Origin of the sequence: Methylobacterium sp. GXF4, from assembly GCF_000272495.1 — a bacterium.
Lineage (GTDB): Bacteria > Pseudomonadota > Alphaproteobacteria > Rhizobiales > Beijerinckiaceae > Methylobacterium > Methylobacterium brachiatum.
The window spans coordinates 66,041-82,462 of record NZ_AKFK01000064.1; the positions used below are offsets into that span (position 1 = coordinate 66,041).

Annotated in this window: 14 protein-coding genes; 6 read left to right on the forward strand and 8 right to left on the reverse strand. The window is 69.7% G+C overall.

Features of this window, described 5'->3' with window-relative positions; genetic code table 11:
* Positions 1–5 precede the first annotated feature (5 nt).
* The 3 genes from WYO_RS16600 to WYO_RS29055 form a co-directional block, all read right to left on the reverse strand.
* Positions 6–1,262 carry an FAD-dependent oxidoreductase gene (locus WYO_RS16600; protein ID WP_007564563.1) on the reverse strand — a complete coding sequence of 419 codons (1,257 nt, stop codon included), beginning with the start codon at positions 1,260–1,262 and terminating at the stop codon, positions 6–8.
* 372 nt (positions 1,263–1,634) lie between these two features.
* Positions 1,635–2,657, reverse strand: coding sequence for a glycosyltransferase family A protein (locus WYO_RS16605; protein ID WP_007564565.1), 1,023 nt, complete (start codon positions 2,655–2,657; stop codon positions 1,635–1,637).
* 250 nt (positions 2,658–2,907) lie between these two features.
* Positions 2,908–3,354, reverse strand: coding sequence for an MliC family protein (locus WYO_RS29055; RefSeq protein ID WP_244424202.1), 447 nt, complete (start codon positions 3,352–3,354; stop codon positions 2,908–2,910).
* Between the two features lie 101 nt (positions 3,355–3,455).
* Here WYO_RS29055 and WYO_RS16615 point away from each other — a divergent pair, with 101 nt between their 5' ends.
* Positions 3,456–3,788, forward strand: a complete 333-nt coding sequence (locus WYO_RS16615) for a hypothetical protein (protein ID WP_007564570.1) — start codon at positions 3,456–3,458, stop codon at positions 3,786–3,788.
* Between the two features lie 10 nt (positions 3,789–3,798).
* On the opposite strand, the gene WYO_RS16620 is transcribed toward WYO_RS16615, so the two are convergent.
* The 3 genes from WYO_RS16620 to WYO_RS16630 are packed head-to-tail and all read right to left on the reverse strand — an operon-like array spanning position 3,799 to position 5,531.
* Positions 3,799–4,197: a lysozyme inhibitor LprI family protein gene (locus WYO_RS16620; RefSeq protein ID WP_007564572.1), complete on the reverse strand. Its 399-nt coding sequence runs from the start codon at positions 4,195–4,197 to the stop codon at positions 3,799–3,801.
* 8 nt (positions 4,198–4,205) lie between these two features.
* A complete protein-coding gene (locus WYO_RS31930; protein WP_007564574.1) occupies positions 4,206–5,288 on the reverse strand; it encodes a hypothetical protein in 1,083 nt (360 codons plus the stop codon).
* A gap of 57 nt (positions 5,289–5,345) precedes the next feature.
* Positions 5,346–5,531 (reverse strand): hypothetical protein, encoded by a 186-nt coding sequence (locus WYO_RS16630; RefSeq protein ID WP_007564576.1) that lies wholly within the window; start codon positions 5,529–5,531, stop codon positions 5,346–5,348.
* A 457-nt stretch (positions 5,532–5,988) separates the two neighbouring features.
* Here WYO_RS16630 and WYO_RS16635 point away from each other — a divergent pair, with 457 nt between their 5' ends.
* Positions 5,989–6,213 (forward strand): hypothetical protein, encoded by a 225-nt coding sequence (locus tag WYO_RS16635; protein ID WP_007564578.1) that lies wholly within the window; start codon positions 5,989–5,991, stop codon positions 6,211–6,213.
* 164 nt (positions 6,214–6,377) lie between these two features.
* Here the strand turns inward: WYO_RS16635 and WYO_RS16640 are convergent, their stop codons facing one another.
* Positions 6,378–7,853, reverse strand: a complete 1,476-nt coding sequence (locus WYO_RS16640) for a protein adenylyltransferase SelO (RefSeq protein ID WP_007564580.1) — start codon at positions 7,851–7,853, stop codon at positions 6,378–6,380.
* Positions 7,854–8,273: 420 nt separating this feature from the next.
* On the opposite strand from WYO_RS16640, the gene WYO_RS16645 reads away from it, so the two are divergent.
* Entirely contained in the window at positions 8,274–10,409 is a 2,136-nt protein-coding gene (locus tag WYO_RS16645) for an ATP-binding protein (protein ID WP_007564582.1), read from the forward strand.
* 10 nt (positions 10,410–10,419) lie between these two features.
* Here WYO_RS16645 and WYO_RS16650 read toward each other — a convergent pair whose 3' ends face one another.
* Entirely contained in the window at positions 10,420–11,475 is a 1,056-nt protein-coding gene (locus tag WYO_RS16650; RefSeq protein ID WP_007564584.1) for a zinc ribbon domain-containing protein, read from the reverse strand.
* 491 nt (positions 11,476–11,966) lie between these two features.
* On the opposite strand from WYO_RS16650, the gene WYO_RS16655 reads away from it, so the two are divergent.
* The 3 genes from WYO_RS16655 (at position 11,967) to WYO_RS16665 (ending at position 16,268) form a co-directional block, all read left to right on the forward strand.
* Positions 11,967–12,512, forward strand: coding sequence for an RNA polymerase sigma factor (locus WYO_RS16655; RefSeq protein WP_007564586.1), 546 nt, complete (start codon positions 11,967–11,969; stop codon positions 12,510–12,512).
* A gap of 90 nt (positions 12,513–12,602) precedes the next feature.
* Entirely contained in the window at positions 12,603–13,607 is a 1,005-nt protein-coding gene (locus tag WYO_RS16660) for a DUF4880 domain-containing protein (protein ID WP_007564588.1), read from the forward strand.
* Positions 13,608–13,778: 171 nt separating this feature from the next.
* Entirely contained in the window at positions 13,779–16,268 is a 2,490-nt protein-coding gene (locus WYO_RS16665) for a TonB-dependent siderophore receptor (RefSeq protein ID WP_039903141.1), read from the forward strand.
* Positions 16,269–16,422 lie beyond the last annotated feature (154 nt).

A 16,422-nucleotide genomic window follows, 5' to 3' on the forward strand; every position in this document is an offset into this window, starting at 1 on the left:
GAGCCCTATCGGAAGCGCTGGGGCGAGAACGGCGCGAGATCGATCGTCGGCGCCGCGCCGGTGACGAGGTCGGCGACGAGGCGGGCCGTGCCGGCCGACTGGGTCAGCCCGAGATGGCCGTGCCCGAAGGCGTAGACGACCCGGCGGGTCGCCGCGGCATGGCCGATCGCCGGCAGGGAATCGGGCAGGGACGGCCGGAAGCCCATCCAGGGCCGGCCGCCCTCAATTTCCAGGCCCGGCAGGAAGGCCTTCGCCTTGCGCAGCATCGCCGCCGAGCGCCGGAAATCCGGCGGCCGGTCGAGGCCGCCGAGCTCCACCGCGCCGCCGACCCGGATGCCGGAGGACAGGCGGGTGACCACGAAGCCGTGGCCGCCGAAGGTGACCTGTGTGCGCAGGTCGAGGGCGCCCACGGGCAGGGTCGTGTTGTAGCCGCGCTCGGTCTCCAGCGGGATCCGCTCGTTCAGGCTGCGGGCGATCCGGTGCGAGAACGCCCCGGCCGCGACCACGACCTGCGCGGCCCGGCGGGTCCCGGCCTCCGTCACGAGGGCGACGCCGTCCTCCGCGGGCCGGAGCGCCGTCACGGCGGCGCGCTCGATCGTGCCGCCCTCCGCTCGCAGGCGCTCGGCCAGGGCGAGCACGTAATCCTTCGGGTCGGCGATCGAGAACCAGCCGGGGGTGAACGTCCCGTGCGTGAAGCGCGGCGACAGGCCGGGCTGGAGCGCCGCCATGCCGGCGGCGTCGAGATGCGTGAAGGCGATGCCGTGATCGGCCCGCACCTGCCAGCCCGGCAGCGCGGCCTCGAACTCGGCCTGCCCCTCGTAGACCTGGAGATTGCCGTCCTTGCGCAGCATCGGCCAGGTGCCCGTGGCGTCGAGAAACGGTTCCAGCGCAGCCCGCGAAACATCCATCAGCGCGGTCTGGGCGTCCGTCGCCCGGCGGACCCGCTCGGGCGCGCAGGCCCGCCAGAAGCGCAGCATCCAGGGCAGGATCCGGGGCGCGTAGGCCGGCGGCACCGAGAGCGGCCCGAGCGGGTCGAGCAGCCAGCGCGGCGCCTTCCGGAGGATGCCCGGCGAGGCCAGCGGCAGGATGTCGGAGAACGCGAAGGCCCCGGCATTGCCGGCGCTCGCCCCGGCCGCCGGGCCCTCGCGGTCCAGCACCGTGACCGACAGGCCCCGGGCGCGCAGGGCCAGCGCTGCGGACAGGCCGATGACGCCCGCGCCGATGACGACCACGTCGCGCGGCCGGGAAGGAGACGCGCCCATCCTAACGGGCCGCCGAAGGCCGGCACGCGCCGCGGGGTCGTCCGGCGCCGCGCCGCCCGCCCCCCGGTCCGATCCCGAGCCTGGTCCCCCGATCGAAGATTCGTCGCGCGTCCCGCATGCAGATCATGATGCCCCCGGACGGCCAGGAAGCATAGTTCGGGCCGCGCCCAGGCACCGAGCTTTAATGGTCTCGCGAAGCGACGTGGTGCCGAGCCGCATATCCAAGCTTGGTTCGGCCTGACCGGAAAAATTAGGCTGAGGACGACTAACGCGTGAGTATGCGATGTTCGGATACATCTTTCAGTCGATTCACGCTGGTCATGGCGCGTTGTGCGCCGCCATCGGTGGCGCCGATGACCGGGCGGTGCGCCGTCAGCCGGACCGGGCCATGCCCAGCGTGCGCAGGCGCGCCACCACCGGTTTCCAGGTCCGGGTCAGGCGCGCTTCCAGGATCGATCGGACCGTGTGGACCGGCAGGACGATGCTCGCCAGCAGAAACAGGACGACCGAGACGCGCCGTGCCGGCCCATACCAGGCCGGAAGGGCAGTGACGGTGCGAACGAAGGTCGTCCAGGTGATGCGCTTGTGATCCAAGATATCGCAATAATTGCCGTAGCGGAGATAGACGTACATATCGGTCGGATTGCCGATATCACGGGCAACGCCCTGGTTGTTCAGCGCCTGTTTGAGGTGGGAAACCCGATCGGCGAACCGTTTCTGCTGTCGTCGCAGCAGCGGCGGCGTCGGTAGCTGATTGGTCCCGGACTTGTTCTTGCTGTGCAGGCGATAGCGGCCGAGCGGCTCGGCGAGACTGATGATGTCGCCGTAGAACGGCGCGGCCAGCAGCATCACGCCGTCCACCGCGGAATCGTAATGCGCGTCATCCAGAAGCGCGCACAGGTCCCTGCGGAACACGTTGCCGGAAGTCGGGGGCGAGATGTAGGTGCCGGCCTTCTCGACGGAGGCGACGAAGGAGGCGCGATCGCGGGCATTCGCGAGCTTCGGGAAGGCCGAGCCCAGATCGGATCCGGCGTCGTCGATCCGTAGAAGAGGAAACTGAATCTTCGCGACGTTCGCGTCGAGGTGCCGGATGATCGTCTGTATCGCGCCCGGTACGAGTTCATCATCCGCGTCCAGAAACAGGATAAACGGCGCTTTCGTCTTCGCGACGCCGTATCGGCAGGCGCTCACCTGGCCGCCATTTTCTTTTCGGAAGGAACGGACGCCGAATGTCTGGATCGCCTCCCAGGAGCGATCCGTCGATCCGTCGTCGATGACGAGGATCTCGCACTGCGACGTATCTTGGGCCAGCACGCTCGCGATCGAATGACGGACGTATTCTTCATAATTGTAGCAGTTTATTATAATCGCAAGCTTCGCATCCTCGGGTTCCATTGCGTCTGCCTATATCAATATGGTGCAGTATATTTATTTTGAAGCGCGATCCATGTTGGGTATCTCTATTATCCACATTTGGTGAGGCCCGGTAAATACCGATCCGCTCAAATTAAATCGGGATTAAACGCAAATTCAGTCATAAGCCCAGTAGATAGTGCATCCGAACCAGATCGGTTCGCGCCGTGAGCCTCGACGCAAGTCCCGCGGCAAGCGGGGTGCTGATACGCAAGGCCTTTCCGCCGGCCCGCTATCGCGGGGCGGCGCCAAGCGGGGGCGCGGTGCACACGAGCGGAGGCTGGGACGCGTCGGTCCAGGTCACGGTCTGGCCCTTGCCGCGCAATTCGTGGGTCGCGTCGGCGTAGCGGAAGCCCGAGCCGCTGAGCTGGATCGGCAGCGTGACGCTCGGGCCGGTCGGCGGCTCGACCACGGCTTGCGCCTGGGCGGATACGGTCCGGAAGGTCGCAATCAGACGTTGATTGCCGGGGCAGGCGAAGACGACGCGGTGCGGCGCGGACCGGGCTGCGTCGGCCGCGCCGCCCGTCGCGGGCTCTTCGGCGGCACGCGCGCCGATCCAGGCCGATCCGGCGAGGAGAACGCAGACGGCTTGGGCAAGTCTTCGCATGATCGGGGCATCTCCGGCGGCGGGAACGCCCCGGACCGTGGCAAAATCCGGCGGACGAAGCGAGATGCGCATACCGGTTATCAATCGGTCCCGGTCATACCGGAGGTCCGGGTCCGGTCGATGACGCGCGGCTTTGCGTCCCGCGCCGGGCCGTTTGGGTGGGGGAACCAGCGGTGAGCGAACCTGCCGGGGAAGGCGGCGCGAAGGCGCCCGAGAAGGCCCGCCACATCCTCCCGACCGCGAGCACGATGATCGGGATCAGCACCACGCTGATCGGCCTGGTGAAGCTTCTGGAGCACTATTCCGGCCCGAGCCAGGTCGACGTCTTCAGCGGCATCGTCGCCGTGCTGTTCCTGCTGAGCGCCATCCTGTCCTACCTGTCGACCCGGCTCGAGGCCCGGCCGCGCCTCAGCCGGTTCCTCGAGCAGGTGGCCGACAATTTCTTCCTGCTCGGCCTGGTGGGGATCACCGGCGTCGCTTTCCTGTTCGCCTACGAGGTGATCTGAGCCAGGGGGCTCAGGGCGTGCAGGCGAGGTCGCCGCCCGGGCACTTGATCTGCGCGGCCAGGTCGTCGCTGCGCCGGCGGGTCAGCTGCGTCCGGCAGGCGGCCTGGAGCAGGGGCATGATCGTCCCGTTGGCCTCCGGCGCGGTGGCGTCGTAGCCGGTGCGCAGGTCGCATTCGCGGTCGCGGAAGGCGATCCAGGCCCGCTGGGCGGCGACGAGATTGTGCCGGCCGTTGCCGTCGAGCTTGTCGCGCAAGGCCGCGTAGCGCCGGTTCAGCTCGGCATCGGCCTCAGCGAAGCTCTGGGCCGCGCAGGCATTGGCCTCCATCTGGTTGGGCGCCTGCGTGCAATCCGCCGCGAAGCCGGCGGTCGGCACGAGGAGCAGGAGGCCGAGGCGGGCGCTGCGCAGCATGGGGGCTCCTAATCCGCGCGGCCGGTCGGACGGCCGCGGAAGGCGTAGTATCCGCCATCGGCGTCGTACAGGACGTCGAAGCCGTTGAGCAGGCGCAGCCCGGTGTTGACGAAGGGGTGCGGCCTTGTCGTGTTCAGGACGATGCGCTCGGGCGCCAGCGGCGAGGCGGAGTCGCCGCTGGCGATCGTGTAGCCGGCGGCATCGCCGAAGCGGAAGCGCAGGCGCGTCCCGGGCCGGAGCGCGCCGGGCCCGTCGAGGCTGTCCGCCACCTGCTCCGGCGGGAGCGTCAGGAACATGCCGGCCACGCCGGTATCGATGAGGGCGCGACCGCAGGCGCCGGGCTCCCGGTCGTCCACCGCGATGCAGACCGGGACGCCGAGCCAGTCCCCGGCGACGCGCGGATGCGGGTCGAGCTTCAGGAAGCGGAAGCGTCCCCGCGTGTTGGCGCGGGTCAGACCGATATGCACGCCCCGCCGCGTCACCACGTAGCCGCGATGGACCGCGCCGGGGCCCGGCGGCTCGGCATTGAGCAGCGGATTGGTGTCCGGCGTGCTCTGGTCCTGGCTGTCATCCTCGCGCCCGAAGCCGATGCCCATCATGGCCACGTGGTCCGGCGCCTCCTCGGCGGTGCAGTGGCGGGCCTTGTCGGTGCAGGCGATGCGCTCGACCGCGAGCACCGGGATCGGCCGCGTCGGCAGGCTGGCGCCGTCCCCGCCCCACAGGGTCACCGGCACCGTCACCCAGCGGCCGATCATGATCCGGCCGGAGCTCGAATAGGTCAGGCGTCCGGGGCGACCCGGCAGGGCCTCGACATTCGGGATGCGGGCGGCCGAGACGACAATGCCGGTGGAGCCGGTATCGACCAGCACCGGCCGGGGCTCGCCGCCGAAGGACAGGCCGAGGCGCGGCGAATGGGCGATCGGTTCGCCCGGTTGCGGCGCGTTGAGGAAGGCCAGGAAGAGGCCGCGCCGGTCCTGTCCGTAGCTCGGGCGCTCGGCCGACTCCGCGGCCCGCCCGAACAGCAAGGCATCGAGCACCGCGGCCAGGGCGAGAAGGCGCGGTCGAACCTGTTTCGGGATGGCGTGGTGCATCGTCGGACCCGGGAGCGATCGCGCCAGCGTAGCATCCCGCAGGCTTCGGGCCGAGCCTCAGCGCCGGGACCCGGGGCTCTCCTTCAATTCCCCCAGCAGAACCAGGATTCGGCCCAGCAGTGCCCGGGCGTGGAGCGCGACGCCGCGGCCGGTGCGTTCGTCGGCCAGCCCCGCGCAGGCGTCGTAGGCCGCCCGCAAGGCGGCCAATTGGCGGGCGCGCAGCGCGGGATCGTCGGAGCCCATGGGCTACCTCCCGACAGGCGGGTGTCTGCGGTACGTCCCCGCGGACAAGCCTCCTCAACCACCCATAGTCGGGGAGTTGGAAAACCGTGTTTGAACGGTCCCTACGACCTTTAGCGCCGGAACACCTGGACATGCGTCGCAGGCTCCCCGACCGCGCGGTCAAGGATTCGGGTGCCGTCTCGGCCGGCACCAAACCGTCAAACAAGGGGTTTCCACGCCCCAGGACGGCACGTACCGCCCCGGGCCGGCAGGTAGACCATTCTAGGAAGGGAATCCAGAGCGCCGTCGTCGTCCAGTCGTTCCGGCCCGTCGCGCATCCGGGGAGGCCCACACCGGCAATCAGGTAAATAAAATATCGGAATTTCCCTTAAAATTCGTTAACCTTGATCGCCGCGGCCGATGAACCATTGTGTCGGGTTCGACATCTGCTCTCATGCATCATGTCGAGCCAGGTGTGATGGGGATGAAGACTTACTCGATCTTTCTTCGCGACCGGACCCAGGCGGGTGGGGATCCTCCGCGTCTTCTCGCCTACGAGATCCCGGACCGGCGCGCGGCGCAGGCGCTCGTCTCGGTGATCGCCGCCTCCTATCAGGATCACGGCTTCAACCCCGCGACGCGGGTGCACTGGTTCCGGCACAAGGACAGCGTGCACGAGATCTATGCCTGGCCGCAACGCTAGAGGTTCGGTCCCGGGTGCAAGGCGACGGGAACGGGCGGGGAGCCCGGCGCCGCATCCTGGGCAGCGAGCCGGTCCGCGACCGGCCCGGCACTCGACTCATCGCAGACCGAAGGCCATCGATCGAAAGGCACCCCCGTGAGGCTCGGGCCGTGCTTGCGAACCGGTCACGTGCCGCAGAACGTCCGGTAGCCGACCCCGCCGCCCTCAGGCGGCTCAGAATAGCGCGCCATGGCGGGCTGGTCGTCGTAGGGTTTGGATAGCACCGCCAGAAGCTCTTCGAACGGCGCGACATCGTCGTGCTCCACCGCCGCGGCGATCATCGCCTCGACGCGATGGTTGCGCGGGATGAAGGCCGGGTTGACCCGGCGCATCGCCGCGGCGGTCGTGGCGGGGTCGCGGGCCTCCCGGGCGAGCCGCTCGCGCCAGCCCGAGGCCCAGGCGTCGTAGGCGGTCGGATCCACGAACAGGTCGCGCACGGCGGCGTCGGCCTCCGGCTGCGCGGCGGCGGCGCAGAGGGTCCGGAAGGTCAGGGTGAAGTCCGCCTGGTTCTCGGCCATCCGCTTGAGAAGGTCGCCGGCCAGGGCCGGATCGCCGTCCCGGATATCGGTCAGCCCCAGCTTGGCATTGAGCCCGCCGTGATAGGCGGCCTCGAAGCGCGGCGCGTAGCCGGTGAGCGCCGCCTCGGCCTCGGCGACCGCCTCGGTCTCGTCCGCAGCCAGGAGCGGCAGCAGGGTCTCGGCCAGGCGCGTCAGGTTCCACAGGGCGATGCGCGGTTGCTCGCCGTAGGCGTAGCGCCCGTTCCGGTCGATCGAGCTGAACACCGTCCGGGGGTCGTAGACATCCAGGAAGGCGCAGGGCCCGTAATCGATCGTCTCGCCGGCCACCGACATGTTGTCGGTGTTCATCACCCCATGGACGAAGCCGACTAGCAGCCAGCGCGCCACCAGCGCGGCCTGGCGGGCGACGACGCCCTCGAGCAGCGCCCGGTACGGCTTCTCGGCGCCGGCCGCCTCGGGATAGTGCCGGGCGATCACGTGGTCGGCGAGCGCCCGCAGGCCCTCGACATCGCCCCGGGCCGAGAAGTACTGGAAGGTCCCGACCCGGATGTGGCTCGCCGCCACGCGGGTCAGCACGGCCCCCGGCAGCAGCGTCTCGCGCGCCACCGCCTCGCCGGTCGCCACGGCGGCGAGCGCGCGCGTGGTCGGGATGCCGAGCGCCGCCATCGCCTCGCTGACGAGGTATTCGCGCAGCACCGGCCCGAGCGCCGCGCGGCCGTCGCCCCGCCGGGAGAACGGTGTCGGGCCGGAGCCCTTCAGCTGGATGTCGCGGCGCTGCCCCGTCCGGTCGAGCACCTCGCCGAGCAGGATCGCCCGGCCGTCCCCGAGCTGCGGCACGAACTGGCCGAACTGGTGCCCGGCATAGGCCGCCGCTAGTGGCGTCGCCCCCTCCGGCATCCGGTTGCCGGCGAGCGCCGCCACCCCCTCGGGGCCGGCGAGCCAGTCCGGGTCGAGGCCGAGATCCTCGGCCAGCGCCCGGTTGAGCCGGATCAGCCGCGGCGCCGCCACCGGGGTCGGCGCTCGCAGGGCGTAGAAACGCTCCGGCAGGCGGGCGTAGCTGTTATCGAAGGGGATCAGGCTCATCGCCGGCATCTATGAACGCGCCCGGCGGCCAGCAAGCGCGGCCGCCGTGGAGGGAAGACGGTTCAGGCCGTGCGTCGTTCCCCGCGGGCGCAGTCCTCGTGCCGAACATCCGGCCGGTTTTGCGACCGAAATGCCCGGATCCGCGTTCGCCTCAGGCATCCGTCGATCCCCGTCCCGTCCGGCGCCGTCGATCGGCACTGTGGCAGGCAGGGCTCAGACCGGCTTCTCTGGACGAAAACATGCGGGCACGGCTGACCGGATGCTTGTAACACTTATCCTCACGGGCGATGCCGCTGCCATGGCTATGCACGGACCCGTATCGATCTTGCCGAAGCCCGCATCGCGGGCGGCGGCCCGTGAGCCCCGTCCGGCCGGGCAGGTGGCCGCCGCGCGACCGCGCGGTCCGGGCAGGCGATGAGCATGCCGGCTGCAATCCTTCCCGGGGGCGGCGAGCTCGGCGCGATCGTCCGGGGCTACGATTGGTCGTCCACGCCCCTCGGCCCGATCACCGGCTGGTCCCAGAGCCTGCGCTCCGCGGTCAGCACCCTGCTGCTGTCGCCGGTGCCGATCGTGCTGCTCTGGGGGCCGGACGGCATCATGATCTACAACGATGCCTACTCGGCCTTCGCGGGCGGGCGGCACCCGCACCTGCTCGGCTCGAAGGTCCGCGAGGGCTGGCCCGAGGTGGCCGACTTCAACGACCACGTCATGCGGGTGGGGCTCGCCGGCGGCACGCTGTCCTACAAGGACCAGGAACTCACCCTGCACCGCTACGGCCGGCCCGAGCAGGTCTGGATGAACCTCGACTACTCGCCGGTGCTCGACGAGGCGGGGCAGCCGGCCGGGGTCATCGCCGTCGTGGTCGAGACCACCGAGCGCGTGCTGGCCGAGCAGCAGCTGAAGGCGAGCCAGGCGCTGGCCCAGCTCTATGCCGACCGCATCCAGCTCGCCCTGTCGGCCGGCGCGATCATCGGCACCTGGGTCTGGGATCTGCAGGCCGACACGTTCACCGTGGACGAGGCCTTCGCCCGCAGCTTCGGCCTGGATCCGGCCCTCGGGCGGGTCGGGCTCAGCCTGGAGCAGGTGATCGCCACGGTCCATCCGGAGGACCGCCAGGGGCTGATCGCGGCGATCAACGAGGTGATCGGCCGCGGCGGCGCCTACGCGCACCAGTACCGGGTGCGGCGCACCGACGGGAAATACTACTGGATCGAGGCCAATGGCCGGGTCGATCTCGGGCCCGACGGGACGCCGCTGAGCTTCCCGGGCGTGCTGATCAACGTCGAGGACCGCCGGGCCGTCGAGGCCGAGCGCGACCGCGCCATCATGATGCTGCGCACGCTGACCGACACGCTGGAGCAGCGCGTCGCCGAGCGGACGAGCGAGCTGATGCGGGCCGAGGACGCCCTGCGCCAGTCGCAGAAGATGGAGGCGGTCGGCCAGCTCACCGGCGGCGTCGCGCACGACTTCAACAACCTGCTGACGATCATCCGCTCGTCGGTGGACTTCCTGCGCCGGCCCGACCTGCCGGAGGCGCGCAAGGCCCGCTACCTCGATGCGGTCTCCGACACGGTCGACCGCGCCGCCAAGCTCACCGGCCAGCTCCTCGCCTTCGCGCGCCGGCAGGCGCTCAAGCCCGAGGTGTTCCATGTCGGCCAGAAGGTCCGCGGCATCGCCGAGATGCTCGACACGGTGATCGGCGCCCGGATCCGGGTCATCGCCGAGGTGCCGGAGGAGCCCTGCTACATCCGGGCCGATGTCAGCCAGTTCGAGACCGCCCTGGTGAACATGGCGGTCAACGCCCGGGACGCCATGGATGGGGAGGGGACGCTGACCCTGCGGCTGGCCGGCGGGCGCACCATGCCGGCGATCCGCGGCCATGCCGGGGCGGACAGCGCCTTCGCGGCGGTGTCGCTGACCGATACCGGCGCGGGGATCGCCGAGGCCGACCTCGGCCGCCTGTTCGAGCCGTTCTTCACCACCAAGGAGGTCGGCAAGGGCACCGGCCTCGGCCTCAGCCAGGTGTTCGGCTTCGCCAAGCAATCGGGCGGCAACGTCGACGTCACCAGCGCCCCGGGGCAGGGGGCGACCTTCACCCTGTATCTCCCGCAGGTCGAGGTCGATCGCGGGGCCGACGCGACCGACGGCGCCGCGGTGCCGCTCTCGCCGCTCGGCGCGGGGCAGCGGGTCCTGGTGGTCGAGGACAATGTCGAGGTCGGCCAGTTCGCCACCCAGATCCTGCAGGATCTCGGCTACGAGACCGTCTGGGCGGTCAACGCCGAGGCGGCGCTCGAGCGGCTCGGCGAGGATGGCGGCGGGTTCGAGGTGGTGTTCTCGGACGTGGTCATGCCCGGCATGGGCGGCCTGGCGCTCGCCCAGGAGCTCGCGCGCCGCTTCCCGGCCCTGCCGGTGCTGCTGACCTCCGGCTACAGCCACGTCCTGGCCCAGGAAGGCACCCACGGCTTCGAGCTGCTGCACAAGCCCTATTCCGCCGAGCAGCTCGGGCGCGTGCTGAGCCGGGTGGCCGGACGGCCGACCCCGGCCGCCGTCGAGTGAGGGCTTCGCGCTAGGCGGCCGGCAGCACCGCGCCGGCGCCCGGGGTGCCGCAGGCGTGGCAGAACCGCTCGAAGGTGCTCTTGCGCTGCGTGCAGGCCGGGCAATCCTCGAACAGGCCGAGCCCGCAATGGGGGCAGAAATTCGTGCTCGGATCGCCGAGAGCGACCGGCCGCTCGCAGCCCGGGCAGACCTTCTTGGCGAGCCGGGCCAGGGCCTGATCGGTGGCGATCTCGGTGCGGCGCTCCTCGTTGGGCCGCGCCTCGACCTGCGCCTGGCGTTCCCGGTAGGCGTGCAGGGCGTTGATCGCCGCCCGGCCGCCGACCAGGGTCACGACCACGCCGACGCCGTACTGCACGTAGCCGCCGTAGCTCGGCATGTACGGGACCAGCTCGACGAAGAACGCGAAGGCGGCCGCGAAGGCGAAGCCCCAGACGAACGGCCAGTTGCGCGTCCTGCGCCGCGTGAGCAGCAGCCATCCGGCGAGCACCAGCAGCGGCAGGGTCAGGGCGAGCCGGTATCCGAACACCCGCAATTCCTGGCCGCGCTCGGCCGCGTCGAGCTTCTCCTGGGCTGCGGCGCGCAGGGCGCTCTCCGTGCGGACCTGCTCGCGCTCCCGCTCGGACAGGTCGGCCTGCGCCTGGGCCAGCGCGGTCAGCCGGTCCTCGACGGCCCGCTCGGCCTCCTTGAGCGCGTCGAGCCGCTGCGTGCGCGCGATCAGGCCGGGATCCTGGTCGACCCGCTGGGTCGCGTCCCGGGTCTTCAACCAGTTGGCGAAGGTCTCGCGGGCGCCCTCGGTCGCCCCCTGGGCCGCCTCGAGGGCGAGCTGATCCTGCTCGATCCGGCGCCGCGTGTCGTCCATCTCGCGGCGGACCTGCTTGAGCGTCTCGTTCGACGCCCGGGCCTGGTCGGTTTCGAGGAACTGCTCCAGCGTGTAGCGCTGCTCCACCTGAGGCAGGTCGCCGACGACCAGGGAGCCCAGCCCGATCAGGAACCACGCGAACAGCAGCGCGACGAGCCAGAGGGCCAGGTTGAACCAGCGCTCGGACAATCGGGACCCAGCACGCACGCCAGCGACTCCACGGTTTCGGTTCCGCGCGCCGCCGGGCACGCGTCGGATCTTCGGCCGGCTCCGGTCTCCCGCGAGCTCCGGCATCTCAACCCGATCACCTTGACCATGCAGATCGCCGTGCGGGTGGCAACCGGACTTGGCCTTTCGTCCCGAAGCGGATGTACCGCTTTCGACCCGACGTCTTCGTCGAAGGCCGTTCAGGCCGAGCCCGGAGGCGGTCGTTCATTCCGCTATCGGAGACGGGACGTGTTGTGCGAGATGGAGGTCACCAAGGTGTCCTAAGCCGCGCAGGATCGCCCGATCGACTTACAGGAGAGTTTTTCGGTGATCGGAAGCGCGCAGACGGTTAGAGGCGATAGAAATGGAATAAATACAAACTGATACTCTGCTTCGCGGTGTCGTTTTTATGTTCTTGCCAGGCGGCGCACCGTTACGATACGCCGTGGCGCTGCAAAATTGCTCCGGCGATCTCTCGCTGGCAGAGGTCGATGTCCGTCGTCAATCCTTCGCGCGATGCGCGCGCAAGCCAGTTGGCCAAGCTTTATCGCAGCCATTGTAAAGCATTGCTGCGCTTTCTGGGCCGGAAGGTCGGCCAGACCGATGCGTCGGACCTGGCGCATGAGGCGTTCCTTCGGATCGCGCATGCGGAACACGGCCAGACACGCCTCCACAACGAGCGCGCCTTCCTGTTTCAGATCGCCGCCAACCTCGTCGTGGACCATAAACGTGCGCAGTTGCGCCGATCCCGCATCCTTACGGCCGTCGAGGTCGACGACCTCCTCACGGTCGCCGATGAGACCCCGAGCCCGGAACGGCTCGCCCAGTCGCGTTGCGAGTTGCAGGCGCTCGATGCGGCACTGCGCGAACTGCCTTTCCGGCGCGCCGAGGCCTTCCGCCTCAGCCGGATCGAGGGCCTGACTCATGCGTCGATCGCCGACCGTCTCGGCGTATCGCTCCGCACCGTGGAGGCCGAGATCAGGATGGCCCTCGATCATTGTGCCGACCGTCTGCGATCCGTCCGGGTCCCGGATTGATCGCGGCCACGTCCTGATGACAATGGACCCCGGCATGGAATGCGCTTCAGGAGATCGCGCGAAACGCTCCCGGCGATCGGCGAGGGACGAATGAGCGCGCCGGACCCTCAGGACAGACCGCCCGCCGACAGGGACAGGCGCGTCGCGCAGGAGGCGCACGCCTGGGTGGTTCGCCTGACGTCGGGCGCCGCGACGCGGGAGGACGCCGAGGCGCTTGCCGCCTGGCGCTCTGATCCGGAGCAGGACGCCGCCTTCCGGGCTGCGGCGGGACTCTGGAAGCAGGCGGGCCACGCCCTTGCCGGGTCAGCGCCGGCGAGCCGCGGTGACCTGCAGGCGATGACCCGCCGCCGCTTGCTCCGCCGGGTGGCCGCGGGAGGCATCGCGTCGGCCTCCCTCGCGGCCAGCGCCACGCTGGCGTTGCGATGGCCGGTGCTGAATGCGGCCTATCGGACAGGAACCGGTGAGATCCGAACCGAGGTCCTATCGGGCGGCATCCGCATCGAGCTGGATGCCGAAACCGCCCTGGACGCCCGCCTCGACGACGAGGGACACGACATGGTCCTGCATGCGGGCTCGGTGGCCGTCACGGTCCCGGCCAGCGGTGCGGCGCTCACCCTGGGCGCGGGCCAGGGGCGCCTCGTGACCGAGCCGGGTCGGCCCGCGGAGTTCATCGTGCGCTGCAGGCCGAGCGAAGGCCTCTCCGGTTGGGTCGGCGGCCTGGACGCCGACATGGCCTGCCTGTCCGGCGCCATCACGGTCGTTCCCGCTGCGGGAGCACAGCCGACGCGTCTCACGGCAGGGGAGGAGATCAGGATCGGGCCGGATGCGCGCGGCGTTCACCCCATCGACGTCGCCCATGCGGCGGCATGGCGGCGGGGCCTTCTCGTCTTCCGCGACACGCCCCTGTCGGAGGTCGTGGACGATCTCAACCGATACCGCCCCGGTCGGATCGTTCTGGCCAGCTCGGCGGCTGCCGCGAAACGCGTGACAGGGATTTTTCATCTGGCGCGTCCGGAAGAGGCCCTCCGCAGCATCCGGACCGCGCTCGCCCTGTCGGAGGTGCGGCTCGGCGACCGGCTCGTCGTCCTCCGCTGAGGCCGGCGCAGGAGCCACCAGGTTTTTTTGCGGGCTCGTCACCCGGGGCACGTCTGAAGAGTCAGGCGGGCGATCATGACCCGCCGGGCCGCGGTTGCAAACCGCGCACGGACGGTGGGGCGAATGACGGTGCGGGGACACGGGGCGAACCGGGCGGGGAACGGCTGTCGGATGGTCATCGGATTGAGTGGTGTCGCGGCGCTGGTGCTCGCCATGCCGACGCCGACCACGGCGGCCATCGACCACGCGGCGCGGGACGGGACGGCCATCGGCGCGCGGATCACCCGCGTTGCCGCGATCGTCGCGGATGCGGACGAGATCCTGGATTTCGCCATCGCGGCTCAGCCCCTCGACGAGGCCCTGGCGGCCTACGGGACGATCAGCGGCGTCCAGCTGATCTACGAAAGTCATGCGACGCGTCGGCTTCGCGCGACATCGATCACCGGACGCTACGACCGGGTGGAAGCGCTCCGGCAATTGCTCGCCGGCACGGGTCTGGTGCCGCAATTCACGGCCCAGCGCTCGGCGACCCTCGTGGGCGTCGTAGCCGAGGCCGACCCCGCCGGCATCCATGACGGCGCCGTCGTCCTCGACGCGCTGGAGGTGACCAGCGAAACCGCCATCGGGCCCACGCATGGCTACGTCGCCCGGCGCAGCGCGACCGCGACCAAGACTGGCACCTCGATTCTCGAAACGCCCCAGGCGGTCAACGTCATCGGCCGAAAGGAGATCGAGGATCGGCAGGCGCAGAGCGTCAGCCAGGCGCTTCTCTACACGCCGGGGGTTCTCACCCAGTACGGCACGGACGTGCGCTACGATTGGCTCTATGTCCGCGGCTTCGTGCCCGGGCGTTACCTCGACGGGTTGCGCCTGCCGTTCGGTGCCCGCGGATACTCGCAGCCGCGCATCGAATCCTACGGCCTGGAGCGCATCGAATTGCTGAAGGGCCCGGCCTCGGGGCTCTACGGGCAGAACTCGCCGGGCGGTCTGCTCAACCTCGTCAGCAAGCGGCCGAGCGCGGTTCCCCTACGCGAGATCCAGCTCCAGACCGGCAGCTTCGGACGCGCTCAGGCCGCCTTCGACCTGTCGGGTCCGATCGATCCGGACGGCCGAATCCTGTACCGGCTGACCGGGCTCGCGCGCACCACCGGCACCCAGGTCGATTATCTAGAAGAAGACCGCGTCTTCATCGCGCCGAGCGTCACAATCCGGCCGGATGCCGACACGTCGTTCACGATCCTCTCGCAATACTTGCACATCAACTCGCCCGGAGGCGGCGCGCCGCAGGGCCTGCCGACGCTCGGCACCCTGTACACGAACCCGCGCGGGCGCATTCCCACCAGTCGGTTCATCGGTGAACCGAACTACGACAGCTTCAAGCTCGACCAGGGCTTCATCGGTTACGCCTTTGAACATCGGTTCAACGACGTCTGGACCCTGCGCCAGAACCTGCGCTTCGCGCATGTCGAAGCCGACACCCAGCGGGTTCAGGCCATCGGGCTCGGGGCCGACGGCCGCACGCTCTCCCGCTATGCCTGGGCTTTCCCGGAGCGTTCGAACCTGTTCAACATCGACAATCAGGCGGAGGCGCGCTTCTCCACCGGACCCTTCGATCATACCCTGCTTCTCGGCGTCGATTACCTGCGCGAGGATGCGCGCTACGACGAATCGCAATTGCGGGGCGTTCCTTCAGTCAACATCTTCGCGCCGGTCTACGCGGGCACGGTCACCCGGCCGCCGCTGGGCACACGGATCACGCAGAGCCGGAACCAAGTCGGCCTCTACGCCCAGGACGAGATCCGCTTCGGCGGCTTCAGCCTTACGCTGAGCGGGCGGCAGGACTGGGCCGACGCCCTCACGCGAACCCGGACGGCGGCGACCGGCGCATTGGCGCGGGTGAAGCAGGACGATGCCGCCTTCACCGGTCGCGTCGGCCTGAGCTATCTCTTCGACAGCGGCTTCGCCCCCTATGTGAGCTACGCGACCTCGTTCCAGCCGACCTCCGGCACGAACCGCGTCGGCTCGCCGTTCGCGCCCACCACCGGAGATCAGATCGAGGGCGGCATCAAGGTGCAGCCGACCGGAACGAACCTCCTGCTGACCGGGACGGTCTTCGATCTGAAGCAGCAGAGCGTGCTGACGCCGGATGCCCTCGACTTCCGTTTCAACACCCAGGCCGGCGAGGTACGGGTCCGCGGGCTGGAACTCGAGGCCAAGGCGAGCCTGACCGACAGTCTCGACATCGTCGCCTCCTATGCGGCCATGAACAGCCGCTTCACCAAGGCGAATGCCGACGCCACGGGAGCCAGCATCGTCGGGAACGAATTGCCTTTCGTTCCGCGTCATCAGGCGTCCGTCTGGCTCGACTACACGATCCGGACGGGCGACTGGGCGGGCCTCGGCCTGGGAGCGGGCGTCCGGTACATCGGCGTCTCGGTCGGCGACAACGCCAATCTTTATCGGACGCCGGTCGTCACGCTCGTCGATGCGGCCTTGCGGTATGATTTCGGGTATCGCTACCCCGCCTTGAAGGGCGTCGATCTCGCGCTCAACGCGACGAACCTCTTCGACAAGACCTACGTGACGACGTGCATCGCGGCCACCGGATGCTTCTACGGCAACCGGCAGACGATCCTCGCAACGCTGCGCTATCGGTGGTGACGGATAAAGGACGTTCCAGGGCAGATGCCTGGCTCAGCCCGGACCACCCTGCGGGTCGGTGCCGCGCAGGGCCGGTTCACCCGGAATCCCGACAGGTCTTGGCCGCGTGAGATCCGTCTCGTTGTCTTGGCCTCCGCCAAGGACGACGCTGCAT